Origin of the sequence: Gordonia sp. NB41Y, assembly GCF_030718915.1 — a bacterium.
GTDB classification, from domain to species: domain Bacteria; phylum Actinomycetota; class Actinomycetes; order Mycobacteriales; family Mycobacteriaceae; genus Gordonia; species Gordonia desulfuricans.
The window spans coordinates 3,724,495-3,750,032 of the sequence record NZ_CP132196.1; the positions used below are offsets into that span (position 1 = coordinate 3,724,495).

17 protein-coding genes and 1 tRNA gene are annotated in these 25,538 nt (G+C 66.9%); 11 read left to right on the plus strand and 7 right to left on the minus strand.

Features of this window, described 5'->3' with window-relative positions; translation table 11 throughout:
* The first annotated feature begins 209 nt into the window (after nucleotides 1-209).
* The 6 genes from Q9K23_RS16095 to Q9K23_RS16120 all read left to right on the plus strand — a co-directional run bounded on the left by Q9K23_RS16095 (nucleotide 210) and on the right by Q9K23_RS16120 (nucleotide 7,794).
* Nucleotides 210-2,303, plus strand: coding sequence for an AAA family ATPase (locus tag Q9K23_RS16095; protein WP_053778689.1), 2,094 nt, complete (start codon nucleotides 210-212; stop codon nucleotides 2,301-2,303).
* A gap of 518 nt (nucleotides 2,304-2,821) precedes the next feature.
* Nucleotides 2,822-3,034 (plus strand): hypothetical protein, encoded by a 213-nt coding sequence (locus Q9K23_RS16100; protein ID WP_053778690.1) that lies wholly within the window; start codon nucleotides 2,822-2,824, stop codon nucleotides 3,032-3,034.
* 248 nt (nucleotides 3,035-3,282) lie between these two features.
* Nucleotides 3,283-3,510 carry a hypothetical protein gene (locus Q9K23_RS16105; RefSeq protein ID WP_053778691.1) on the plus strand — a complete coding sequence of 76 codons (228 nt, stop codon included), beginning with the start codon at nucleotides 3,283-3,285 and terminating at the stop codon, nucleotides 3,508-3,510.
* Nucleotides 3,507-4,136 (plus strand): recombinase family protein, encoded by a 630-nt coding sequence (locus Q9K23_RS16110; RefSeq protein WP_053778692.1) that lies wholly within the window; start codon nucleotides 3,507-3,509, stop codon nucleotides 4,134-4,136. The genes Q9K23_RS16105 and Q9K23_RS16110 overlap by 4 nt, the downstream gene beginning before the upstream one ends.
* A 1-nt stretch (nucleotide 4,137) precedes the next feature.
* Nucleotides 4,138-5,625 (plus strand): site-specific integrase, encoded by a 1,488-nt coding sequence (locus tag Q9K23_RS16115; RefSeq protein WP_053778693.1) that lies wholly within the window; start codon nucleotides 4,138-4,140, stop codon nucleotides 5,623-5,625.
* Between the two features lie 858 nt (nucleotides 5,626-6,483).
* Complete coding sequence (locus tag Q9K23_RS16120) at nucleotides 6,484-7,794, plus strand: ISL3 family transposase (RefSeq protein WP_305950137.1); 1,311 nt, start codon at nucleotides 6,484-6,486, stop codon at nucleotides 7,792-7,794.
* A gap of 113 nt (nucleotides 7,795-7,907) precedes the next feature.
* On the opposite strand, the gene Q9K23_RS16125 is transcribed toward Q9K23_RS16120, so the two are convergent.
* Nucleotides 7,908-9,047: a TIR domain-containing protein gene (locus Q9K23_RS16125; protein WP_053777304.1), complete on the minus strand. Its 1,140-nt coding sequence runs from the start codon at nucleotides 9,045-9,047 to the stop codon at nucleotides 7,908-7,910.
* Between the two features lie 131 nt (nucleotides 9,048-9,178).
* Nucleotides 9,179-9,252: transfer RNA gene (locus tag Q9K23_RS16130), tRNA-Gly, on the minus strand.
* A gap of 170 nt (nucleotides 9,253-9,422) precedes the next feature.
* Here Q9K23_RS16130 and Q9K23_RS16135 point away from each other — a divergent pair.
* The 5 genes from Q9K23_RS16135 to Q9K23_RS16155 all read left to right on the plus strand — a co-directional run bounded on the left by Q9K23_RS16135 (nucleotide 9,423) and on the right by Q9K23_RS16155 (nucleotide 17,106).
* A complete protein-coding gene (locus tag Q9K23_RS16135) occupies nucleotides 9,423-10,994 on the plus strand; it encodes a hypothetical protein (RefSeq protein ID WP_053777303.1) in 1,572 nt (523 codons plus the stop codon).
* 68 nt (nucleotides 10,995-11,062) lie between these two features.
* A complete protein-coding gene (gene dcd / locus Q9K23_RS16140) occupies nucleotides 11,063-11,641 on the plus strand; it encodes a dCTP deaminase (RefSeq protein ID WP_020789778.1) in 579 nt (192 codons plus the stop codon).
* Nucleotides 11,642-11,761: 120 nt separating this feature from the next.
* Entirely contained in the window at nucleotides 11,762-13,165 is a 1,404-nt protein-coding gene (locus tag Q9K23_RS16145; protein WP_020789776.1) for a UDP-glucose/GDP-mannose dehydrogenase family protein, read from the plus strand.
* A 52-nt stretch (nucleotides 13,166-13,217) separates the two neighbouring features.
* Complete coding sequence (locus Q9K23_RS16150) at nucleotides 13,218-14,396, plus strand: hypothetical protein (protein WP_305950201.1); 1,179 nt, start codon at nucleotides 13,218-13,220, stop codon at nucleotides 14,394-14,396.
* A 784-nt stretch (nucleotides 14,397-15,180) separates the two neighbouring features.
* Nucleotides 15,181-17,106, plus strand: a complete 1,926-nt coding sequence (locus tag Q9K23_RS16155; protein ID WP_082365879.1) for a pyruvate kinase — start codon at nucleotides 15,181-15,183, stop codon at nucleotides 17,104-17,106.
* On the opposite strand, the gene Q9K23_RS16160 is transcribed toward Q9K23_RS16155, so the two are convergent.
* The 5 genes from Q9K23_RS16160 to Q9K23_RS16180 all read right to left on the minus strand — a co-directional run bounded on the left by Q9K23_RS16160 (nucleotide 17,068) and on the right by Q9K23_RS16180 (nucleotide 25,295).
* A complete protein-coding gene (locus Q9K23_RS16160) occupies nucleotides 17,068-18,228 on the minus strand; it encodes a PDR/VanB family oxidoreductase (RefSeq protein WP_020792467.1) in 1,161 nt (386 codons plus the stop codon). The genes Q9K23_RS16155 and Q9K23_RS16160 overlap by 39 nt on opposite strands.
* A 5-nt stretch (nucleotides 18,229-18,233) precedes the next feature.
* Nucleotides 18,234-19,139, minus strand: a complete 906-nt coding sequence (locus tag Q9K23_RS16165; protein WP_020792468.1) for a metal-dependent hydrolase — start codon at nucleotides 19,137-19,139, stop codon at nucleotides 18,234-18,236.
* 32 nt (nucleotides 19,140-19,171) lie between these two features.
* Nucleotides 19,172-20,173 carry an alpha/beta fold hydrolase gene (locus Q9K23_RS16170; RefSeq protein ID WP_053777301.1) on the minus strand — a complete coding sequence of 334 codons (1,002 nt, stop codon included), beginning with the start codon at nucleotides 20,171-20,173 and terminating at the stop codon, nucleotides 19,172-19,174.
* A gap of 83 nt (nucleotides 20,174-20,256) precedes the next feature.
* Nucleotides 20,257-21,510 (minus strand): pyridoxal phosphate-dependent aminotransferase, encoded by a 1,254-nt coding sequence (locus Q9K23_RS16175; protein WP_020793738.1) that lies wholly within the window; start codon nucleotides 21,508-21,510, stop codon nucleotides 20,257-20,259.
* Between the two features lie 302 nt (nucleotides 21,511-21,812).
* A complete protein-coding gene (locus Q9K23_RS16180; protein ID WP_305950202.1) occupies nucleotides 21,813-25,295 on the minus strand; it encodes a (Fe-S)-binding protein in 3,483 nt (1,160 codons plus the stop codon).
* Nucleotides 25,296-25,538: the final 243 nt, after the last annotated feature.

Below are 25,538 nucleotides of genomic sequence, written 5' to 3' on the forward strand. Positions count from 1 at the left end.
AACCAGAAAGGACGTCACACCTCGGGGCCGTGAAACCCGACGCACACCGACGCCTCGGACAACACCACACGGCCCACACCCGGAATTCGGTCCTCAGACCACCACTCCGGGCCCCTCAAACACCGGGCGACCCCCGACGAAACATCGAGGCTAATGCTAACGCTGGCCGCAATGGGAGGCGGTACAGGCGATTAAGTCCTGATTCTTTCGTGGAGAACGCGAAGACTCTGGTCCAGCTGGGGTGGCACCCCATCCCGCTTGGCGGTGAAGGTGGCAAGGTTCTTTTGGTCGGCGGCGTTACCGGACACGGAGGCGTCGATGTCACCGACGAGGAGGCGTTCCGCGAGTGGGCTGACCGCTGGGCCGCGACTGGTGACGGGCTGAACCTGGCAACGCGAATGCCGGTTGGCGTGATCGCGATTGACGTGGACTGCTACGACGGCAAGCCTGGCGCGCTGACGTTGGCCGAACACGAACAGCGGTGGGGAGCGCTCCCGGCTACATGGTCGGTGACGGCCCGCACCGACGGTAGCCGCAAGTTGTTCTTTCGGGTGCCCGGGGGATGGACTGCGCGCGGTGTCCTTGGCGCGGGCGTCGAGATTGTGCAGCGTCATCATCGGTATTCGGTGGCTCCGCCGAGTGTCCACGACGCGGGACTGGTGAAGGCGTTTGCGCCGAACGGCGACGACTGCGGACAGCTACCCCCGCCGGATGAGCTTCCGGCGCTTCCGGAGACGTGGCTTGCAGGGTTAGCGCACGACGCTGCGAGTACGCGTAAGGGTTCCGACGAGGACGCCGCCGTAATCGTGGGATCGTTTCGTGGCGGCGCGATGACGCCGAAGGTGCTGGCGCACCTGAATGCGTTTCTGACTGCGGTGGCTGAGCGGTCGAATCGCTTTGACGCGATGCGTGACGCGGTGATGGGGTTGGTGCGCCTCGGGGCGAAGGGCGAGCGCGGAGTAGACGCTGCGCTGCGGTTGATCGAGGCCGAGTACGTGGACGCCGTAGCCGATAAGCGCGGTGGTGAGCGCACAGCGCGCGAGGAGTTCCAGAAGGCGAAGCACGGTAGCGCGCAGATCGTCGCGGGCGACTCTGAGTATTGGGCGATGGACTACGAGACCGGCGAGGCTTTCGGTCCCGAAGGTTTGTGGGGACCGGGCTCGCGCTGGACGCCGGTCGTGGTGGGCGGCGAGAGTCTATGGCAGCGCACCCGAGGCGAAGAGCCGGCGACCGAGAGCGAGGCGCGAGTCCGGTTTGAGGCTGTTCCGGCGTCGGCGTTGTCGGGGGCTATTCCGCCTATGCAGTGGATGGTCAAGGGCGTGTGGGCGCTGAATAGCTTTGGTCCGCTCAGTGGCGAGAAGAAGACCCTGAAGTCGTACAACCTTCTGTCGTTGTCGGTGGCGGTTGCCAGCGGGGAACCGTTCTTCGGAGAGTTTGAAGTCGTCAGTCCTGGGCCGGTCTTGTACTTCGCAGCCGAAGGAGGCCGCGATGAACATCAGCGGCGGTTGCAGACCATCGCCCGCGCCTACGGGGTGCCGCTGGACGATCTGCCCCTCTACACCGTGTTTGAGGCGGGCGCGCTAGACAGCCCCGAGCTTCTAGCGGCGGTGAAAGGACACCTGGATCAGCTACAGCCGCGCCTTGTCGTGATCGACCCGCTGTATGCGTTTCACCCGACAGGCGTGGAGGCGCAGAACCTTTACGAGCGCGGGCGGATGCTGAGCGCGTTTCAGTCCGAGGTGGGGAATGAGACGTCTCTCATCATTGCCGATCACTTCAACAAGACAGGCAAGGGCGACCTAGACCTGGACAGCATCGCGCAGGCGGGTATGGGGCAGTGGGCCGACAGCTGGATACTTCAGCGCCACCGCGAGCAGCCCGACATGGACGGCGGCAAGTTCAACCTGACGGTGCAGTTCGGCTCGCGCCGCTGGGGAGGGCGCGACTGGAACCTGGACTGGGCGCTGGCTTCGGCCGAGGCGATGGAGCGCGGCGAGGTAGGGGAAGTGTCGTGGACGATCGCTCGGTCTACCGGGACCCGGAACGGACAGCCACAGGAAGGTGAACTGGCGCTGAGGATTCTTCGGGAACTGTGGAAGACCCCCGGCGTCCACACGAAGTCCGAGCTATCGCGCATGGTGACCGGGCGTAAGGCAGACATCGGCAAAGAGATAGACCGCCTGATGGAAGAAGGCGTGGTGTACGAGCAGCCGACACCGCGCTCTGAGGGTCAGCGCACCGTAAAGCGGAACCTTCTGTTCGCCAACAAGGCCGAAATCAAGGTGCCGGGAGCCGGAAAATGAGCCGCTGCGGGGCTTGTGGCCGGGGGCGTGTTGGGGGCGAGTTGCCCCGGGAAAGCGGCAAAACCGCAGGTAGAGCGGCAAAACCAACTCGCCCCCACATCGGGGGCGAGTTGCCCGGCGAGGGCACCGTGCCGGGCGGGCGGGGGCAACATGCCCCGCCGCCCCGGCCCTTAAGGGGGCGAGTTGGTGGGGGCGAGTTGGATTTGGGGGTTTTGTCGAGTCGACAAGGACGACGAAGACACCGACAACAGGGAATTGTCGTCGGGTCGGTTTGGAGGTCTGGCTGGGGCTGTGACCCCTGGATTTGGCCTGATTTGGAGCACATCGTGGAGAGAGACGCAAACTCCGCGCGAGACGGATCACTACGAAACTGGACGCGGAAAGCGTTCGAACAGAAGGGAATTGGGACGATGACGAGTAAACGTGGAAAGCGTTCGGGCAGAACGAATTCGGGACGACCTGACAGATTCACTGGCGACTACGGAAAGCCTTACGCGCCAAAGGAATACCCGCGATGGGTGTACGACGAGATTGTCGCGGTGAAGCGCCTCGATGACCACGCCCTGGCTGCGGAAGCGCGCGACGAGGAAGACGACGCCGAGCCGGTGTCCGCGTCGGCCGAGTCGTCGTCGCCTACGGCAGTCGGGCCTCGCGTGCCGAGGAAGCTGTTGCCGATGGAAGACGCCCTCGAACAGTTGCGCGCTCCGGACCAGCGCCCGCCCGCGCCATAGGCCAGCGCCACCCACGGCGAGGGGTGTCCCGCCCCCCTGACGTCGCCGTCGACGGCCCAATGACGCCGGTACGGCACCCGCGCACCTCACGCCCCATCTCAACGGGCATGACACCTCAAAAGCGTTGTCGGACAACGGTTTAGACCCCCTGTTGAATTGTGATCTATGTCACTCGAAAGTAGGCTGAGGGGTGCAGGGGGTGCGGCCACGATCGCACCCCTCGGACACCATAGATCAAGGGAGACAACATGACTGAGTTCCACGGCGGAACAATCCCCACCGACAAGGAAGCATGGACAGTTGCGTTCAGCGACGGCGTCTTCTGCGAGGAGTTGGACGTGCTCGCACCACTCGGCAGCGCCCCGGCCGACGTCCGCGCTATCGCCGCGCCACTCATCGCAGCGGACTACTTGCCCGGGATGCAGATCGTGGACGTGTCGCCGTTTCGTGGCGTGACCATCTGGGGTGCGCGATGAAGGTCGTTGGGTACGTGCGCGTGAGCACCGATCGTCAGGGCGACAGCGGTCTCGGCCTGGAAGCCCAACGCGAGAGCTTGGAGCAGTGGTGTCGGCAGCGGGGTCACGAACTGCTCACCGTCACCACCGACGTCGTCAGCGGAGCCAAGACCGACGCGATGTTCGGACGAGAGGTGGCCGTCGCTGCTGTGGAGTCGGGCGTAGCTCAGGGATTGCTCGTGCGCGCTCTGGATCGCGTCACCCGCGACCAGCTGGACGCCGCCCAGATCATGAAGCGCGCCAACGACTACGGGTGGCGACTGCTCGACACCGAAGGCGCAGACAGCGGCGACCCGAGCCAGCGTCTCGTGGCCGACGTGCGGTTGGCCGTGGCAGCCGAGGAACGCCGCAAGATCGGCACCCGCACCCGCGAAGCCCTCGACGCCAAGCGTCGCAAGGGTCAGCCCGGACTGATCAGCGTCAGCGCGCAGCGCCGTATCCAGGTCCTCGCGTCGCAGGGCCTCGGCGCGAAGGCCATCGCCAACCGACTCACCGCCGAGGGCGTTCCGACTGCCACCGGAGGCGACACGTGGTCGTACTCGTCGGTGCGGCGCGTTCTCAACCGACTCACGCAGGAGGTCGCCTGACATGGCGCACATCAGAACACGCACCACGACACAGCAACACCGCAACGGTCGAAAAATTGTCCACCACGAGGTTCGGTGGCGCGAGGACGTGAGAGACGAACGCGGGCTTCCGATTCCGGTAGACCCGAAGCATCCGGAAGGCCGCAAGCAACAGCGGACCCGGCAGAAGTCGTTCCGCGACAGGGAGGCAGCCGAGCGGTTCCGCGACACGCTCAACACCGAGCGCCACACGCCGGGCGGTGTCGCGGTCCCACGGGATCAGCTGTTCGCCCACGCAGCGGAGGCGTGGCTGGAGAGTCGGACCGACCTGAAGCCCCGGACTCGTGGCGAGTACGAGAACCTGCTCAGCCCGAAGAAGCGCGCCCGCAAGGATTCCCAGGGCAACAGCACAACGCATCTGTCGATCATCGCCACGTTCGGAGGTAAGGCCGTCGGCAGTATCACCCGACAGCAGATCGCGGAGTGGGTGCAGGCGCTCAGCGCTGCGGGCAAGTCGCCGTCGACCGTTCGGCACGCCTACTTCGTCGTGAAGATGGTGTTGGAGCAGGCGGCGGTGGACGGGCTCCTACGCGACAACCCCGCCGATCACGTGAAGCTTCCGAGCGAGCGCACCGCCACCAGTGGCACTCCCGGAGTGGTGGACGACCCTGACATGTTCCTCACGGCCGAGCAGGTGTCCGAGCTCGTTGCCGCTACGCCCCGGCCCTACAACGTGCTGGTCCACGTGGCGGCGTGGAGCGGCCTGAGAGCCGCAGAGATAGGCGGGTTGCAGGTGGGCGACGTAGAGCTGCCCCAACGGCAGGTCAACCCCAACGCGAGGCCGAAACCCGGTCTCCTGCGAGTAGAGCGCACCCTCAGCCCGCGCCCGACGGGCGGCTACGACACCCCCAAGACGAGGGGGAGCCGGCGACGGGTCCCGCTGACTCCCGCGACCGTGGACCTCCTGCGGGACTACCTGGCCTTGCATCCGCGGTCTGGCGATCCCACCGCGCCGCTGTTCCCGACCTTCCGGCTGACGCCGCCGAAGCAGACCGGCGTCGCCGTCGATCCCAACCGAGCGTCGCGCGAGCCAGCGAGCGCGAAGGCACAGCGCAACGCCGACGCCCTGGCCGCGCTCACCGTGGACGAAGCCGAACAACGCCTGGAACTGGACTGGACCAGCCCTGTAAGGCATCAGAACTTCTACAAGGCGGTGTTCCGCCCGGCGGTGCTGCGGGCCAACCGGCAGGCCAGTGGCCGAGCGCTACCACCCGCACTCAAGTTCCACGCGCTGCGCCACACCTACGCGAGTCTGTGCGTCGCGGCCGGTATCCCGCCGCTGGAGATCGCACGGTTCATGGGCCACGCCAAGGTCACCACCACGCTCAGCGTCTACGCGCACCTATTCGAGGACGACCACACCGACGCTATGTCGGCCCTGGCGGCGATATCCGTACCAACGACCGGTGAGAACGTGGTGAGGTTGCGGGGTCAAGCCTTTGGCACGTAGTCGAGACTCTCAGCATCAGCAAACGAACTGTCCGGCCGTGGGTAAGTAGCGACAATCTGTTCTCCGCTTCGGCTACGTGAGCCGCCAAACCAAAATCCGGAGGGGCCGGGAAACCTGTGAGGCATGCGGCTGACCTGTACCCCTAGAAACGACTCGGTTCCTCGCAGTTCGATGACACGCAACTCCTTTGAGGTTGGCTCGCCTGAGGGAGTTGTTCCACCCAGTCGAATCCGTCTATCCGAGGCAACTCCATGGATTCCCCCACGCCACCCTCCGTGGAGCAACCAACCCTCTAGCGAATATCCGTTTGCGGTCCCGGCGGCCCATGAGAAGTCGTCCATGTCCTCCTGTCGGATTATCAGGTCGGACTTCCGGGGTGTCTCTACAGCCTTGTAGTCGTGTAGTCCCCAAGCGGAAATTCCGAACGCGGGGCCGGTCGGCACTCCCTCGTCAATGGGCACCGAAAACACGCCGATTCCTTTTGGTAGACCGAGTGGATTGATTCCTGAACGAATCTTGCCATTAACTTCGCTGCTGAACTGCACGAGCCCGTCACGATGATGCGACAGCTTGGCGCGGTCCGAAGCCGTGTAGTGAACGGCGTCTTCAACCGAAATCCATTTCCCACGCGGTCCGTATCCGATTCCGATGGGCAGTTTGAATAGCCAGCCTTCGCGCGCCTCGTGATACGGGCAGATTACGGAGTATCCCGGCTCTTCCTGATTGAGAGTGCCCGAATGGGTGTGCGAGTCCACTAGATGTAGGTCCGATTCGGTGGTGAGCCGCTGGGCTCGTGGCGGGTCCTGTGGTGTGAAGATGAAAGCTCTCACACACCCAATCCGAACACCAACAGGACCCATGACGCAGCGTAGCGCTATTGCCGACACGATTTGCCGCACGATCGAACTCGGCGTCACGATCACCGATGCCGCCATCGACGGCGAGGACCGTACCCACTTGTTTTGCCAGCTCCTGGACCCGAAGAACACCTGCCCGACGTGCGGGCAGGCGGGTCGGCTGCGTGATCATGTCGACCGTGAGGTCGCCGATCTGCCCATCGTCGGGCATCCGACCCGGCTGCACCTGTCGGTGCCGCGCTATGTGTGTGCCACCACCGACTGCACGACGTCGGTGTTTCGTGCCGACATCAGCGCCATCGTGGCGCCGAGGGCGCAGGTCACCCGCCGCACCACCACCTGGATCATGCGAGCGATGATCAGCGACAAGATGAGTGTGAAGGCCGTCGCGGCTGCGGTCGGGTTGAGCTGGAACACCGTCAACACCCTCGCCCTGGCCGCGGTCAAGAAGCTGGCTGCTGCACCGGCCCGGTTGGCCGGTGTGCGGGTCCTCGGGGTCGATGAGCACAAGTGGAAACACGTTCGCGGCAAGGGTGATCCGAATTTCGTGACCGTCCTGGTCGATCTCACCCCGATCGTGGATGGAACCGGCCCGGCCCGGTTGCTGGATATGGTCGCCGGCCGCTCCAAAGCCGCGCTCAAAGACTGGCTCGGCGCGCGGGATCAGGGGTTCCGCGACCGGATTCGGGTGGTCACGATGGACGGGTTCACCGGGTATCGCACCGCCACTGCCGAAGCCCTCGACAAGGCGCGTGTGGTGATGGACCCCTTCCACGTCGTGCATCTGGCAGCGGAGAAATTGACCTTGTGTCGTCAACGCGTGCAACAAGATACGTGCGGGCATCGCGGTCGATCCGGGGATCCGCTCTACGGCATCCGTCGCACCTTGTTGACCCGGATCGGGTTGCTCACCGACAAGCAGAAGACTCGGCTGCGCGGCGGCCTCGATGCCCGCGAGGAGCACGTGGCCGTTGCGGTCACCTACGCGATCTACCAGGAGTTGATCGATGCCTACGAGCAACCCACCAAGCGGGACAGCAAGATCGCAATGTACAAGCTGCTCAAGAAGATCAAGACCGGCGTGCCCGCCGGACTATCAGAGCTGGCCCAACTCGGGCGTTCGTTGTGGTCACGACGGGCCGAGATCCTCGCCTACTTCGACACCGGCGCCTCCAACGGCCCAGTCGAAGCCATCAACGGGCGCCTCGAGCATCTGCGCGGCATCGCCCTCGGGTTCCGTAACCTCACCCACTACATCTTGCGGTCGCTCATCCACTCCGGCCAACTCGCAGAAAGCCTGCGCGCACTCTGAATTAGGAAGAGCCAGTATCCCCCGTCGGCCAGCGCCTGGATCTTACAGATGCCACGCAATACTGCGTTGGTGTCCTCGACAACGATGCGAAACCCAGAGGAGCTCACCGGCGATCAAATCTCCATTTCGTCAGCGATGAGTTCATCCCGTTGGCGAATGATTTGCTCCAATAGCTGATTATCCATATGGATGGACACCCCCACAGGGGCATCGATGTTGTCGCCTCCTGCAGCTATTAGCTTCTCTTTGAGACTTCGGACAGTCTCGACATATGTATCGATGAAGTCGTCGACGCCTTTAATGGGCATATCGGACAGTCTCGCGCAACTATCCATGACATTCATGTACGCGGATGGAGTAGAGGCTCCACGTGCGCGCTGAGCCAGTTGAATGAAGCGGTCGTAATAGTCCATAAAACGGTTGGCGACGTTCACAATTGCATCAGCATCCTCGGAAAGCTGATTCGGTTCCCCAAATGCAGCACGGAAGGCGTCGGTCGAAACCAGCTGTGCCATCCGGTTGCCGACTTGCTCGACATCGTTGACTGCGTGGAGTAAAAACTCTGCGAGCTCGTCGGTGTTGGTGATGCGGATTTCATTCTGGGGTGCATATCCGAGTGCGAGATCGCGCAGCGCCTTGCCAGCTGTTGATCGCCTCTGGACGAGCACAGATGCGAAGGTTGCCCACTGCCATGAGTGTGGCCGTTCACGGACTAGTTTTGCCAAGCCTTCTTGGTCGTCGGCTACCTCGGCGAAAGTAATCTCGTCGCTGGCCTCATCCTTACTATCTGTCCGGCAGTCCCGCTCGATGGCTGCACTGAGCTTCTTGTTGAGCCGCTCCACGACACCAGGAACGCCAACCATCAGCCCGTTGACGTAACCGATGCTGTTCAGCAGCCCGGCGACCTCATCGAGCTCTGTGTTGTCCAGCAAGACCGGAAGGATGTAGGCGCCAGGGCTGCTGAGACGCTTCGAAAGAGCAGCCCGTCGCTCGAGTCTGGTCCATTCTTTCTCGTTGTACTCACGAGAAATGAACATCACTACATAACGAGTGCTCTTCGAGTAGATTTCTGTGAAGACCTCGGTTAGTTCTTCGCCCCACAGCTCCGCTTCGAAGTCAGCATCGTAGAACACGCGCCCCTCAGGTAGATCGACACCCCTGACGACTGCCTCGACGAACTCGCGCTGCTCGCCTGCAAACGAGACTGCCAGGTCGTACTTGTATTCGGGGGCACCAGTCGCATCCTCTGTCACGCATAGATCATGTCAGACGGCTACGAAATGCTGTTGCACGAAACGCCACCACTCGGAGTGTATGGGGAGTGTATTTGCTGTCGCGGGTCGGCCATTCGACGACTGGAAAACCGCTCTACCTGCGGTGATGGTGGAGCCGATGACGGGAATCGAACCCGCGTATTCAGCTTGGGAAGCTGATGTTCTGCCATTGAACTACATCGGCGTGCGGGCTTGTGACCCGCGACGCACACTGTAGCAAACGTCGCGGGCGGTGGCCGGGAGCAGGGGGTGGGTCGGGGCGTCGCGGGGGACCGATCGGCAAGAGTGTGCCAGGTGTGACTCAGACTTGTGGATGCGGAGTGGGCTGTCGGATTTGTCGGCTACTGTTTTGCAATGCGTACAGGTACGGGCCGTTCTCGGCGGTCGACTCGTCTTCTGGTTTCTGCTCTCGCCGTGGCGGTTTCGACCCCCTTGATGGTGATGACGGCAGGCTCTGCCGATGCCGCACCGGTGGTGGACCCCAAGGCCGGGAAGGTGGTCGCGAAGACGGCCTTCGACGTCAAGCGCGACGGCTTCTCCTTCGAGAACTGGGGGCCGGACGACGGAGTGCATCGGCGCGGTCTGACCGTGGACGGTATGCGTGCGGTCTTCGGCGATGTCGTGTGTGCCCGGATCACCCTGGGCGTGTGCTCGCCGACCACCGTGGCCGAGCTGCTCCAGGACGAGCTCAACGAATCGATGTCCGGCGGCCACTGCTACGGCATGGCGGCGCTGGCCGGGCTGTACTCCACCAAGCGCCTGAACCCCCTGCCGTTCGCGATGCCCTGGCAGTCGGTCTACGACATGAAGCCGTCGGGACCCCTCGATGAGCTCATCGCCCGGATGTTCATCACCCAGAGCTTCCCGCCCACCGCGCAGACCGAGGCCGCACTCCCGGCGTCGGAGATCCTGACCCGGCTGCGGGCCGCATGGGCGCGCAACGACAACTACATCCTCGGCATCTACACCGACGAGAAGAAGGAAGCCGGGCATGCCATCACGCCCATCGCGATCCGCGAGCTGGGCGACGGCAAGTCCGGAATCGTCGTCTACGACAACAACTTCCCCGGCGTGGAGAAGATGATCATCGTCGACCCGGCGGCGAACTCGTGGTTCTACTCCACGGCGACCAACCCGAGCGAGCCGACCCTGCTGTTCGAGGGGTCGCCGGCCAACCCGATGTCGCTGACGCCGCTGTCCACCGCGCTCGGCCACCACGAGGCCCCGTACGTGCGGGGCGACTACACCCTCGTCATGGTCACCGACACCAACGGGTCGGCGCGCGGTGTGGGTGATGTCGACTGGGACCTGCGGGTCACCGACCTCAACGGGAACCCGATCCCGGGCATCGACCAGCGAATCCTGCTCAACAACGACAACACCGGCTCGATCATGGTGCCCAAGGGCAAGAAGTTCCGCATCGTCGTCGACGGGGTGGACGCCGGGCGCGTCGCCGACATCAACACCACCGTGGTCAGCGCCGGTGGGGCTGTGGTGGTGGACGACATGGAGGTGCCTGCCGGTGCCACCGCCACCCTCGACGTCGACCCCACCCGCCATGCGGTGACGGTGCGGTCCACCGCACCCACCACCGCCGGCTTCGAGGTGGCCACCCAGGACTCGCTGCGATCGGTGACCACCCAGACCAGTCAGCTCGCCATCGGTCCGGGAGCACCGGTGTCGGTGGGCGCCACCTCACGGTCCGGGGTCACCGTGGCATCGCAGGGTCGCGCCCAGAAGGTGCAGCTCTCCGTCGAACGCAGCGACGCCCTCACCGACCGGAACGCCGCCAGCCGCACCCCGATCACCGTCGGCTCCGGTGGCCGGATCGACGTCCCGGTGAACACCTGGACCGGGTGGGAGCCGCTCACCGCGACCGTGCACTCGGGCGGGACCACCAAGTCGGTTCCGATCCCGACGCGCTGACGCCACCGGCCGGCCGGTGGTCCTCGGGGCCACCGAGCCGGTCCGTGGCCGGTTGATAGCCTCGCAGGGTGTTGCTTTCCGACCGGGACATCCGCGCGGCCATCGATGACGGCCGCCTCGCACTCGACCCGTTCGACCCTGCCCTCGTGCAGCCGTCGAGCATCGACGTCCGCCTCGACAGCCTGTTCCGGGTCTTCAACAACACCCGATACACCCACATCGACCCGGCGCAACGGCAGGACGAGCTGACCACCCTGGTCGAACCCGCCGCGGGCGAACCGTTCGTGCTGCACCCCGGTGAGTTCGTGCTCGGCTCCACCCTCGAGGTGTGCACCCTTCCCGACGACCTCGCCGGCCGCCTCGAGGGCAAGTCCTCGCTCGGGCGCCTCGGCCTGCTGACGCACTCCACCGCCGGATTCATCGACCCCGGCTTCTCCGGCCACATCACCCTGGAACTGTCCAACGTGGCGAACCTGCCGATCACCCTGTGGCCGGGCATGAAGATCGGCCAGCTGTGTCTGCTGCGGCTGACCAGCCCGGCCGAGAACCCGTACGGCAGCGCCGCGGTCGGCTCGAAGTATCAAGGGCAGCGCGGACCGACACCGTCCAAGGCGTACCTGAACTTCCTGCCCGACACCGCCCGCTGACCTGCTCGTAACCTCGTTCAACTGCCCGTCACCGGGTCCCGTCGGAGTTCACCGACACGACGCGTCGCCGCCACTGTTCTGTCGGCTGCACGCCCCGTTACCGGCGTAGCTCTGACAGGTATGAAGCTCACGGTGATCGGATGCGGATACCTCGGCGCCACGCACGCCGCCTGCATGGCCGAACTCGGCCATGACGTTCTCGGCGTGGACGTCGACGCCGACAAGATCGCCCGCCTGGCGGCCGGCGAGGTGCCCTTCTTCGAACCCGGACTCTCCGATCTGTTGCGCCGCAACATCGATGCCGGTCGGCTCGCCTTCACCACGTCGTATCCGGCTGCCGCCGAGCATGGTTCGATCCACTTCATCGGGGTCGGCACCCCGCAGCAGGCCCGCGGGCTCGGCGCCGACACCACCTACGTCGAGGCCGCCGTCGACACCCTCGTCGGGCACCTGCGCGGTGATCACCTCATCATCGGCAAGTCCACCGTCCCGGTCGGCACCGCCGCCGCCCTGCAGGCACGCATCGATGCCCGCACCGACGACGACACCATCGTCGAACTCGCCTGGAGTCCGGAGTTCCTGCGCGAGGGCTTCGCCGTCGAGGACACCCTGCGTCCCGACCGCCTCGTCGTCGGCACCGACCCCGACGCGCAATGCTCGGCCGCGGTGGCCGTGATCGACGAGATCTACCGCGAGATCCTCGAAACCGGCGTGCCGTTCATCACCACCGACTGGGCCACCGCCGAACTGGTGAAGACCTCCGCGAATGCCTTTCTGGCGACCAAGATCTCGTTCATCAACGCGATCAGCGAACTGTGCGAGATCGTCGGTGCCGACGTGTCCACCCTCGCCGACGCGATCGGTCACGACAACCGGATCGGCCGACGGTTCCTCAACGCCGGCATGGGTTTCGGCGGTGGCTGCCTGCCCAAGGACATCCGCGCCTTCATGGCCCGTGCCGACGAACTCGGCGCGCACCGCACCCTGGGCTTCCTGCACGAGGTGGATGCGATCAACATGCGGCGTCGCACCGCGATGGTCGAACTCGTCGAACGTGTCTGCCGTCGCGAACTGATCGGCGCGAACATCGCCATCCTCGGTGCCGCGTTCAAACCGGAAAGCGACGACGTGCGTGACTCCCCGGCACTCAGCGTCGCCGGACAACTGGCCCTGCGCGGTGCCACGGTGACCGTGTTCGATCCGAAAGCCGCCGACAACGCCCGCCGCATGTACCCGATGCTGCACTTCGCCGACTCCGCCCGGGCGGCCGTCGCCGCTGCCGACGTCGTCGCGGTCACCACCGAATGGGCCGAGTTCGTCCACATGGGTCCCGACGAGCTCGATCCGCTGGTCCGGGAGCGGGTGATCGTCGACGGCCGACGGTGTCTTGCACCACATATCTGGGCTGCTGCAGGCTGGGAATACCACGCTCTCGGTGGCGTGAACCGCAGTCATTCCCCCGCTCGGACCACACGCGTGACCTCGGATGACCCGCACGCCCGTGCTAGGTTGAAGGCCATCTGACGTACCCGGGGCACGCCACCGGCCCCCGCCAGGCACAGGAAATCCGACCATCATGACCGTTCACCGCATCCCGAATCCGGGTGTTGCGCCGATGACGGTGCTGCCGATGTCGATCCGCGACCACCTCCACGAGATCGACGCGCCGATCATCGCCGTCCTCGACCTCGACGACGCCGGTAGCCGCGTGATGGTCGCCGACCTGCTGGCCCGGCGCGTGCTCGCCGTCGACCCCGCCGACCCTGCGACCTCGGCGAATGCCCTCGATCGGGCCATCGCCGACCATCTGGTGGCCGACGGTCGCGTCGAACGGCCGGTCGGCGAGGAATGGCAGGCCGAGCTGCTCGGCGTGGTCGGCCGGGCCCGGGCAGCGCTCGCCGGCTCCGACGGAACCTTCCTGATGGGCGACAACCACGTCCGCCTCGTCCGGGTGAGTCGTCGCGACGTGGACGTGGCCACCGCACCCCTCGCCGACCACGTGAGCGACCGGATCGAGCAGACCCTCGACACTCTGGGCGTCACCGACGCTGTGATCGTCCTCGCCCCGACGCACATCCGGTGGCCGGGGGCCGTCGGCCGACTCAGTGCGACGACGCATCGTCGGATGCTGGTGATGGACGGCCAGACGGTGCGTGCGGTCGAGGCGCCCGGCGCGGTACCGATGCCGGCCGCTCATGCCCGCGATGCCGTGGTCGAGGACGCGATCACCGAGGAGATCCCGGCGATCACCGACCCGGCCGCCCCGACCGTGTACGCGTACGACGAGGCGGTGGAATCGCCGGATGTGGTCGGACCGCCGGTCGGCGCCGATGCCCTGGTCGACGTGGATGCCTCGGTCGATGCCGAACCCGAGTACGAGCAACATCACGAACGTTCCCGCAACTCGTCCGGCCAACGCTGGCTGCTCGGCGGCGCCGTCGCCGCCGTGCTCGCCGTTCTCGGCACCGCGACGGTCGTGGCCTTCACCGGCACCACCGACCCCGGACCCACCCCGCCCGCGGTGATCGCCGCAGCGCCCACCGGACCGACCACCTCCGCATCGACCGAATACGCCGACCCGGCCGACCTCGTCGCCGCGCAGGAAACCGCGGTCCGCTACACCACCCCGCCTCCGCCCAAGACCACCAAGAAGTCGACGACCCGCAGTCAGCGTCGGGCACCGAGCTCGCCGAACGGCGGTCAACCGCGCATCACCATTCCCGTACCCGGATTCCCGCCGATCGTCATCCCGTAGCCGGCTCCCGGCGCGTTGTTGCGTCGGAGTTGGTTGCGGACGTTATCGGCTCACCGGGTCTCGACACGGGTCCTCGCCTTGGGGGCTCGGTCCCGGCTCGACCATCCATGGTGGGTGCGTGCGGTTTACGGTGGTTGAGCCGGTGAGGAGCGTAGCGACGAGGCGTGTCGAAACCTCGGTGGGCCGGGCTCGGGTGGTGGGCACCTCTGGGGTGGTTGGGGACGTTGTCGGCTCGCTGGGTCTCGACACGGGTCCTCGCCTTGGGGGCTCGGTCCCGGCTCGACCATCGTGGGTGGGGGGCCTCGACACGGGTCCTCGCCCTGGGGGCTCGGTCCCGGCTCGACCATCCATGGTGGGCACCTCTGGGGTGGTTGCGGACGTTGTCGGCTCACTGGGTCTCGACACGGGTCCTCGCCTTGGGGGCTCGGTCCCGGCTCGACCATCCATGGTGGGTGCGTGCGGTTTACGGTGGTTGAGCCGGTGAGGAGCGTAGCGACGAGGCGTGTCGAAACCTCGGTGAGGTGGGCTCGGGTGGTGACCGCCTCAGAGGTGGTTGGGGACATTGTCGGCTCGCGGGGTCTCGACACGGGTCCTCGCCTTTGGGGCTCGGTCCCGGCTCGACCATCGTGGGTGGGGGCCTCGACACGCGTCCTCGCCTTTGGGGCTCGGTCCCGGCTCGACCATCGTGGGTGGTCGCCGGGACCGAAGATCTCGCCGCAGCTCACCTGCCGTTCACCTGATCGCGCTACGGTCCGGGCATCCCTCGCGCATCAGGAGTACGCACATGGACGCCGTGACCACCGACGACCACCCCTCGATCCTCCGGCTGCGGGCGCAGATCCTCGATCTCATGGATCTCGCGCTGGCCGCCGAGCGAGCCGTCGACCTCTCGCGGATTCATCCCGACCACCGCAGCGGTGCGGCCAACCTGCTGCACTACCGGGCGCTGCGGGCCCTGGACCTCCGCGCCCTGCAGGCGGAGTTGAGTCGGCACGGACTCTCGTCGCTGGGCCGGATGGAACCGCGGGTGATGGAGAACCTGGCGGCGGTCGCGGCCATCCTGTCGCGGGCGGCCGGGCAACCGGTACCCGAGATCTGCCGGCCGTTCCCGACCGGGGAACCGGAAACCGATGAGCTTCAACGGAATGCCGATGCACTGTTCTCCGCGTCGTCGGGCGTGACGGCGTCGCATCCGGGGACCCGCATCATGGTGACCCTGCCCAGCGAGGCCGCCACCGACCCGACGCTGGTGCGCGACATCGTGCAGGCGGGCGGCGACGTGGTGCGGATCAACTGCGCCCACGACGGGCCCGACGCCTGGCGGGCCATGGCCCGCAACGCGCGCTCCGCCGACCCGCGGACCGCGGTGTCGATGGATCTCGGCGGCCCCAAACTGCGGACGGGGCCGATCACACCCGGACCCCACGTGCTCAAGGTGAAGCCGCGACGCGACCCGCTCGGCCGCGTCGTCGAACCGGGCATGCTGTGGCTGGTCGGGGAAACCGACACCGCCACCGATCTGCAGTCGGCACCGGTCACCGACGCCGAGACGCTCGACCTGCTGACCGTCGGCCAGGACATCACCTTCCACGACACCCGTGGACGCCGACGCATCGCCCGCGTGGTGCGCACCGAGTCGCGACGGGTCCTCATCGCCGCCGACCGCACCTACTACCTCACCCCGGGTGCGCGCCTGAGCTGCTCCGGCGACGACGGCCGCCGCATCCGCCTGACCATCGGCGAACTGCCGTCGTCGGGGCAGTACTTCCTGGTGCGTGCCGGTCAGCGGATCGTGGTGACCGCCGACGACACCCCGGTCAACCCCGACGACCCGTCCACCGACCTCACCACCATCGGCTGCACGCTGCCGGAGGTGTTCTCCGCGGTCGCCCCCGGACATCGAATCCTGTTCGACGACGGGAAGATCGAGGGCATCATCGAGTCGGTGTCGGTGGGCGGTGGCGGCGCCGACTCGCTGGTCGCCCGGATCACCCGCGCCGGACTCGACGGTGCGAAACTACGTGGCGGCAAGGGGATCAACCTGCCCGACAGTTCACTTCCGGTGCCGGCCCTCACCGACGACGACCGCAAGGACCTCGAAACCGTCGTCGAGATCGCCGACATGACCGCACTGTCGTTCGTGCGCAGCGCCGGTGACGTCGCCGAACTCCTCGACACCCTCGCCGACGAGGCGGATACCGGCACGCACCGTGGCACCGACCTCGGCGTGGTGGTCAAGATCGAGACCGTGGAGGGTTTCACCGCCCTCCCGGAGATCCTGCTGGAACTGATGCGGCACCGTCGGATCGGGGTGATGATCGCGCGCGGCGACCTCGCGGTGGAAGCCGGTTTCGAGCGTCTCGTCGAGGTGCAGGAGGAGATCCTGTGGCTCTGTGAGGCCGGGCATGTGCCGACCATCTGGGCCACCCAGGTCCTCGACTCGCTGGCCGGCAACGGATTGCCGACCCGATCGGAGATCACCGATGCCGGCGCCGCCCGGCGCGCCGAGTGCGCGATGCTCAACAAGGGGCCCAACATCGTCGCCGCGATCGGTGCACTCGACGCCGTCCTGGATCGGATGGGCAGCCACCTCGACAAGAAATCCCCTGTCCTGCGCCGACTCTCGGCCTGGACCACCCCGGGCGACGGACCGGCCGCGACGGCAACGGGATCAGAGATCGAGGACGAGGCGGTCCCCACCCGCCCGTGACACGCACGGCAGGATCTGGCCGGTCTCACGCTCGGGTTCGGTGAGGATGTTGTCCCGGTGATCCACCGCACCGGAGACGGTGTGCTGGCGGCAGGTGCCGCAGAACCCCTGGCGGCACGAGTACGGCAGATCCGGCAGCTCACGCTGCAGGGCGGTGAGCAGGGATTCGTCTGCGGCGACGGTGATCTCACGCCCGGTGGACGCGATGGTGGCGGTGAACTCGCGGCCGTTCTCCACCGGCGGCGGACTGAACCGCTCGTAGTGCAACTCGATGTCGGGCCGGTCGGCCAGATGGGTGCGCAGGTTCTCCAGGAGTGCGGTGGGACCGCAGCAGTAGACGGCGAGACCCGATGGCGTACGGCCGGTCTCGGGATCGACGGGGCCCAGGAGTTCGGTCATGGTCGGTACCCCGACCGGCCCATCGGCGCCGGGGGCGTCGTCGGTGCGGATGGTGATCCGGTCGGCGAAGCGTGCCACCTCGTCGCGGAACGGGATGGACTCGAGGGACCGGCCGGTGTAGATCATCGACCAGTCCAGCCCGAAGCGTTCTGCGGCGGTGATCATCGGCAGGATCGGGGTGATGCCGATGCCCGCGGCGATGAACCGCAGTCGGGTGGCCGACGATCCGTGCCCGGGTAGGGAGATGGGAAAGGCGTTGCGGGGGCCCTTGATCTGGATCAGATCGCCCACTCCGACACCGTCGTGTACCTCGACCGACCCACCGCCGCCGTCGGGGATGCGCCGCACCGCGATGCGATAGGTGTGCCGGTCGGCGGGATCGCCACACAGGGAGTACTCGCGCATCCGCCCCGACGGCAACAACAGATCCAGGTGTGCACCGGCATACCACCGGGGCAGGACGCCGCCGTCCGGGTTCGCGAGGGTGAGAGCGACGACGTTCTCGTCCTCGGCGACCACCTGGCGGTCGACGACCTGCACCACGGTGACGCCGTCCTCGGTGCCCGGTGTCTCGTGCAGCGGTGAGAGGTTGCGCCACAACGGGAACCAGACCTTGGCGAAGGCGGTGCCGAACACCAGCACCGGGTCGTGCCGCCACCGTCCGTACAGATGGGGTGGTGGGCTGGTCAGGGTGGTGGTGTGCGGATGCGCGTGCTGGTTCACGTCGCTCAACTCGCGTTCCGGGCCGCGGGCGACGACGCCAGGTAGGCGACGGCCTGTGCGGTGGAGCCGATCTCGTCGGGATGGAAGCCCGGCCGGAAGTAGCTGAAGGTGGCCAGCGCGATCCGCGACAATCGCGGCAGGACCCCAGCCCGCACGGCACGGCGGTACTCGATCTGCCGGCGGACGAAGCCGTACTCGCGGGTGGCGGGATCGGAATGCTGCATGAAGCGATATCCGCGCAGCAGCACCGCGAACAGGGTGGGCAGCACGACGAGCATCGCGCGCCCCCGCCGGATGTAGCTGTCGCCGAAATAGACTGCGACGTCGTGGGCGACGGCGCGATGCTCCACCTCTTCGGCACCGTGCCACGTGTAGAGGTCCACCATCGTCGGGTCGGCGGCGTGCTCCACCCAGGCGGAGTTCAGGGCGAAGTCACCCAGCAGGGCGGTGTAGTGCTCGAGGGCGGCGATCAGCCAGAGTCGCTCGATCAGATCCTTCTGTGCCGCAGCCGGTTCGGTTCCGGCCTTGGGGGCCAAGAGCTTGCGGAACAGCCACTCCATCTGTGCGACGAACGGGCGCGGATCGATGCCGTGGTGATCGAGGAACTCCCAGATCACGTGGTCGTGCGCCTCGGCGTGCATGGCCTCCTGGCCGATGAACCCGCGCATCGCGGCGAGGAGTTCCTCGTCGCGGATCAGCGGCAGGGCCTCGTTGAAGGTCTGGACGAACCACCGTTCCCCTTCGGGGAGCATCAGATTGAAGGCGCTGACGAAGTTCGATGCGACCGGGAACCCGGGAATCCAGTGCAACGGCGACCGCGTCCAGTCGAAGGCGACGTTGCGGGCGTGGATCTCCACCGGGCCGGGGTCGGCGGAGCCGGTCGGGTCTGTCGAATCGGAGGGTACATGCATCGGAGTGCTCCTCACATGGGGTCGGAACGGCGTCAGGACGGCCGGGCGGACACCGCGGACCGCGCGGTGCCTGCAGGGTTCGGGGTGCCTGCAGGGTTCGGGGAGTCGGCGGGGCGCGGGGCGACGGCCGCGATGTGGTCGCGGACGTTGTCGGCGACGAAGCCGGGATCGATCAGCGGAAGCCAGTGCCCGGTGGCCGACTCGCGGCGGGTGAGATTCTCCGCATATCGACCGGTGAGCGCGAAAGTGGTTGTCCGGATGGCGAAGTCGCGGGTGTTGATCAGTTCGAGCACCGGAATCCGGGTGGGCCGGGGGCGGGGTCGGATCAGGCGTCGCAGCATGTTGGCCCGGTAGTAGGCGACCCCGGCGATCATGTCCCGGCGGAACGTCGGTGCGACCTGGATGACCTCGCGCGGGGTGCCGTCCATGACGTGGATGTACTCCCGCCACACACGGGGGATTCCCAAGACGCTCAACAGGAGTCGCGGAACCAGCGGCAGATGGAAGACCGCGATGTAGGTGGAGGCGATGGCCTGGAGTGCGGTGGCGCGCAGCGAATCCCGGGTGGGCGGGGAGAAGTTCTCCCGCACCAGGGTGCCGACGTGGTCGAGGCAGGGGCCGGAGATGGTGGTGTACGACGCGAACACGTCGTCGGCGCCGGGCCGCGAGACCGCCTCCCAGGAGAGGATGGAACCCCAGTCGTGGGCGACGAGGTGCACCCGGCCGCCGGTGTTGACCTCGCCGGCCACCGCGAACACGTCGTCGGCGAGGGTCTCGATGCGGTAGGGCGAGATCCCGTGCGGCCGGTCGCTGTGGCCGAGACCGCGGCAGTCGAAGGCGAAGACCCGCGCATCCGGGAGCAGTGCCTCGGCGACGCCGTCCCAGACGATGTGGGTGTCGGGCCAGCCGTGGACCAGCAGGACCACGGGACGGTCGTCGTGCGGCGCGGCGGGTCCCCCCGGGCCCGCGGCGGCCTCGAAGACGGCGAGGGCGACGCCCCCGCTGACGACGGTACGTTCAATCCACTGGACCATTCGATTCCCCCTGTGAATCTCTCAGTGGGGTACACGTTACCGAGCGTAACGGGAATGTCCAGGGGTTTCGGGGTCTTACCAGGTCACTGGCGGTACGACGACAGGAAGTTACCGATCCGCTCGATGGCCTCACCCAGATCGCGGGCCCACGGAAGGGTCACGATGCGGAAGTGGTTGTGGTCATCGAGGTTGAAGCCGGTGCCCTGCACGACGAGGATCTTCTCCTGCAGCAGCAGGTCCTGGACGAACAGCTCGTCGTTGTGGATCTCGTGGACCTCGGGATCGAGGCGCGGGAAGGCATACAGGGCGCCCTGCGGCTTGACGCAGCTGACACCCGGGATCTCGTTGAGCTTCTCCCAGGTGACGTTGCGCTGCTCGTAGAGGCGGCCGCCGGGGGAGACGAGCGCCTCGATGCTCTGGTAGCCGCCGAGGGCCACCTGGATCGCGTGCTGGCCGGGCACGTTGGCACACAGACGCGTCGACGCGAGGATGCCCAGCCCCTCGATGAAGCCCTTCGCATGGTCCTTGGGGCCGGTGATGACCAGCCAGCCCGCGCGGTAGCCGCACACCCGGTAGGCCTTCGACAGGCCGTTGAAGGTGATACACAGCAGGTCGGGGGCCAGCGACGCGATGTTGGTGTGCACCGCGTCGTCGTAGAGGATCTTGTCGTAGATCTCGTCGGCCAGGATCAGCAGCGAGTGCCGGCGGGCGACGTCGACGAGCTGCTCGAGGACCTCACGGGAGTACACCGCGCCGGTCGGGTTGTTCGGGTTGATCACGACGATCGCCTTGGTACGGTCGGTGATCTTGGACTCGAGGTCGGCGATGTCGGGGTTCCAGTCGTTCTCCTCGTCGCACCGATAGTGCACCGCCTGCCCGCCGGAGAGCGCGGTCATGGCCGTCCACAGCGGGTAGTCGGGGGCCGGGATCAGCACCTCGTCGCCGTCGTTGAGCAGCGCCTGCATCGTCATGGTGATGAGCTCGGAGACGCCGTTGCCCAGGATGACGTCGTCGACGTCGAAGTAGGGGAACTCCGGCAGCAACTCGTATCGGGTCACCACCGACCGGCGTGCGGACAGGACACCCGCCGACTCCGAATAGCCCTGCGAGTAGGGGAGTGCGTGGATCATGTCGCGCATGATCACATCGGGTGCCTCGAACCCGAACAGGGCCGGGTTGCCGATGTTGAGCTTCATGATCCGGTGGCCCTCGGCCTCCAGGCGCGCCGCGTGCGCATGCACCGGCCCACGGATCTCGTAGCACACGTTCTGCAGCTTCAGGGACTGCTCGAGCGGCTTGAGGTTCTGGTTCAGGTGCGATACATACGGCCTACTCACGAGTTCGATTGTCGCAGGCCGACGCAAATGGATTTGCGCGGGTGGCGCAGGCTCACGCCATCGTCGGATGCGCGGTGGGTCCGGGTGCGCAGGGCCAGACGCACAGGGCCAGACGCACAGGGCCGGACACTCGGGACCAGACAGTCGGGGCCGGACACTCGGCGCCGACGCACAGACGGCAGTCGCGCACAGCCGGCAGTCGCGCACAGCCGGGACAGCGACGGGTTCATCTGCCCCATGACGACGGAGGAGTCGACCAGATGGTCGACTCCTCCGTGGGTCCTACGTCGGTAAAGCTGTGATCAGCGGTGGCCGGGCCGCTTCTTACCTGCGGCGATCCCGAAGCCCTTGGCCTTGGCGGCGCCGGTCTCGGCGATCGTGCGCTCGTCCGGCTCGGAACCGTTCGACGACGGCGCCGCGACTGCCTCGGCGGGTGCCTCGACGTCTGCCGCGGCCGGTGCGACCGTCTCGGTGGGAGCCTCGGTCTCGACCGGGGCCGGCGTCTCGGCCGGTGCCGCGGGTGCTGCTGCGGCGGCCGGCTTGGGGGCGGCCTTGCCGATCCCACCGGGACGCTTCTTGCCCGCGGCCATGCCGAAGCCCTTGGCCTTGGCGGGGACGGCCTCGGTGGTCAGCGCGGCGGTGTCGGCGACGACCTCGACAGGTGCCTCTGCAGCCGGAGCCTCAGCAGCCGGAACCTCGGCGGCCGGAGCCGGCGCAGCTTCGGCAGCGGGTGCTGCTGCGGCGGCCGGCTTGGGGGCGGCCTTGCCGATTCCGCCGGGGCGCTTCTTGCCCGCGGCCATGCCGAAGCCCTTGGCCTTGGCCGCAACGGCCTCGGTGGTCACCGCTTCGGTGGCGGGGGCCTCGGTCACCGGCTCCGCAACACCCGCGGTGGGTGCCGCCTCGGTGGCGGCCTCCGCAGCGGGTGTGGCGGCTGCCGCAGCGCCCGGCTTCTTGGCTCCCGGACGCTTGCCCGCGGCCATGCCGAAGCCCTTGGCGGCGGGCTTCTTCTCGACAGCAGGTGCGGCGGCCTCGGGGGCAGCGGTCGCGGCGGCAGGTGCGGCTGCAGCCGGGGCGGCCTTGGCGGCAGCGCCGGGCTTCTTGCCGCCCTTCATGCCGAAGCCCTTGGCAGCGGGCTTCTTGTCGGCCGGTGCTTCTGCCGGTGCGGCAGCGGTGGCCTCGGCGGGCGCGGCTGCGGCCGGAGCGGCCTTCGCGGCACCCGGCTTCTTGCCGCCCTTCATGCCGAAGCCCTTGGCGGCCGGCTTCTTGTCGGCCGGTGCCTCTGCCGGTGCGGCGGCGGCAGCAGCGGGCGCAGGCTTGGCCCCACCCGGCTTCTTGCCGCCCTTCATACCCAGTCCGACCTTCGGCTTCGGGGCCGTGGCGGTCCCGGCGGCGGCCGTGGCCGCAGCAGCCGCGGGGGCTGCCACTGGCTCGGGCTCGGGCTCCGGTTCCGGAGCGGGCTTGGCGATCGGGCCGAGGAAGCGGCCGCCACGGGTCACCTCGGGGGCGCCGCGCTTGACCGACTCCAGCAGCAGCTGGGCGACGTCGACGACCTCGATCTTGCCCTCGTTCTCGGTACCCGAGGTCCGGGCGGTCACACCGTCGGTGAGCATCACGCGGCAGAACGGGCAGCCGGTCGCGACCTTCTTGGTGGCGGTCCCCGGATCGCCCAGGGTCGACAGGGCCTCGTCGACCCGGTCGATGTTGATCCGCTTGCCGATCTGCTCTTCCATCCACATCCGGGCGCCACCGGCACCACAGCACATGGATCGTTCGCCGTGACGCGGCATCTCGGTGAGTGCCGAGCCCGATGCGGCCATCAGTTCACGCGGGGCGTCGTAGACCTTGTTGTGGCGGCCCAGGTAGCACGGGTCGTGGTAGGTCACGCCCTCACCGAGCGGGGCGACCGGCACCAGACGCTTCTCCCGCACCAGGCGGTTGAGGAGCTGGGTGTGGTGGACGACCTCGTAGGTGGCACCGAGCTGCGGGTACTCGTTGCCCAGCGCGTTGAAGCAGTGCGCACAGGTGACGACGACCTTCTTGCGCTGCTGCGGAGCGGTCGAGAAGACCTCGTTCATCATCTCGATGTTCTGCTGCGCCAGCATCTGGAACAGGAACTCGTTACCCGCGCGGCGAGCGGAGTCACCGGTACAGGTCTCGCCCTCGCCGAGGACCATGAAGTTCACCGCGGCGATGTCGAGGAGCTCGGCGACGGCCTTGGTGGTCTTCTTCGCGCGGTCCTCGTAGGCGCCGGCGCAACCGACCCAGAACAGGTACTCGAAGCCCTCGAACGACTCGACGTCCTGACCGAACACCGGGATCTCGATGTCCATCTCGTCGATCCAGTTGGTGCGCGCCGAGGCGTTCTGGCCCCACGGGTTGCCCTTGTTCTCCAGGTTCTTGAACATGCCGGCGAGCTCGGACGGGAAGTCCGACTCGATCAGCACCTGGTAGCGGCGCATGTCGATGATGTGGTCGACGTGCTCGATGTCCACCGGGCACTGCTCGACGCAGGCACCACAGGTGGTGCAGCTCCACAGGGTCTCGGTGTCGATCACCGCACCGAGCTGCTCGGGATCGAAGGCGCCGTCGACGGCCTCGATGCCCTCGCCGCCGCCGATCACACCCTTGGACTCGCCGACCAGCTTGCGGGCGGCCTCGGCGCGGGCCGACGCGGGGATCTTGGCGAGTGCGGCCTCGTCGACGTTGCCGTCGGCGTCGACCAGACCGACCTCGTCGCCGCCCATGTCGGTGCGGCCACCGGCGATCAGGTACGGCGCCTTGGCCTGTGCGTGATCACGCAGCGACATGATCAGCAGTTTGGGGCTCAGCGGCTTGCCGGTGTTCCATGCCGGGCACTGGCTCTGGCAGCGACCACATTCGGTACAGGTGGTGAAGTCCAGCCAGGCCTTCCAGGAGAAGTCCTCGGCCTTGCCCGCACCGAAGGCGTCGACGTCGGGGTCGGCGGTCTCCATGTCGAGGACCTTGCCGCCCGACATCATCGGCTTGGCCGCACCCAGGGCGACGCCGCCGTCGGCCTCACGCTTGAAGTAGATGTTGGGGAAGGCGGCGAAGCGGTGCCAGGCCACACCCCAGTCGATGTTGCGGCCGACCACGGCCAGCCAGATCATGCCGCTCATCAGCTTGACGACGGCGGCGGCGGTCACCCAGTAGACCGAGCAGCCCTCGAAGAGCTGCGCGAAGTAGTGGGTGAAGAACGACGTCCAGATGGGGGCGTGCTCGAGGCCGGTGGCGATCTTGAAGGTCTTGACGAAGATCATGCCCAGGCCCTCGACGAGGACCACGAGCTCGACGAAGTACGCGGCGCCGAAGCGTGAACCGGAGAACCGGGAAATGCGTTCGGGGACGCGCGGGTGGTTGAGCTGGCGAATGACGATCAGCGTCGTGATGCCGATGACGGTGCCGAGGCCGAGGATCTCGTCGGCGAAGATGTAGACGTTCCAGCCACCGATGATCGGCCAGTGGAAGCTCGGGTCGAAGATCTGACCGTAGGCCTCGAACCAGAAGATGGCGCCGATCAGGAAGCCGAACATCACCAGCCAGTGCGCCCAGCCGACGGATCGGAATTTGACCATGCGGGTGTGGGCGACGAACTCCTTGAGCATCGTCCACAGTCGCGGGAAGAACGGCCAAAAGCGCGAGCTGTCGACACGCTGTCCCTGTGCGATCGCGCGGACCATGGTCCACACGCCGCGCAGGAAGAGCGCCCAGCAACCCAGGCTGATGACCGCGGCGATGATGCCGATGGTGATCGTCGTGGCATTCACGGCGTCCGGCCCCTCTCTGGTGTGTCGCCGAACCTCCAGCGCAGGGCTGACGTGCGCGAGGTCGGACGTCTCGTACAGGTAACCGTAAATCCTGAGGACACCTGAGCGCTGCGAAGGTTGCCCTAAGTAGCGCTTGGTAGGACTGATAGGTTGCCGCGCTTACGATACCCGCCAGTAACTTACTTGCCAGTCAGGAGATGGATCTGACACTGCGACCTTGTCCGTCCAGCTGCCGGTGAATGA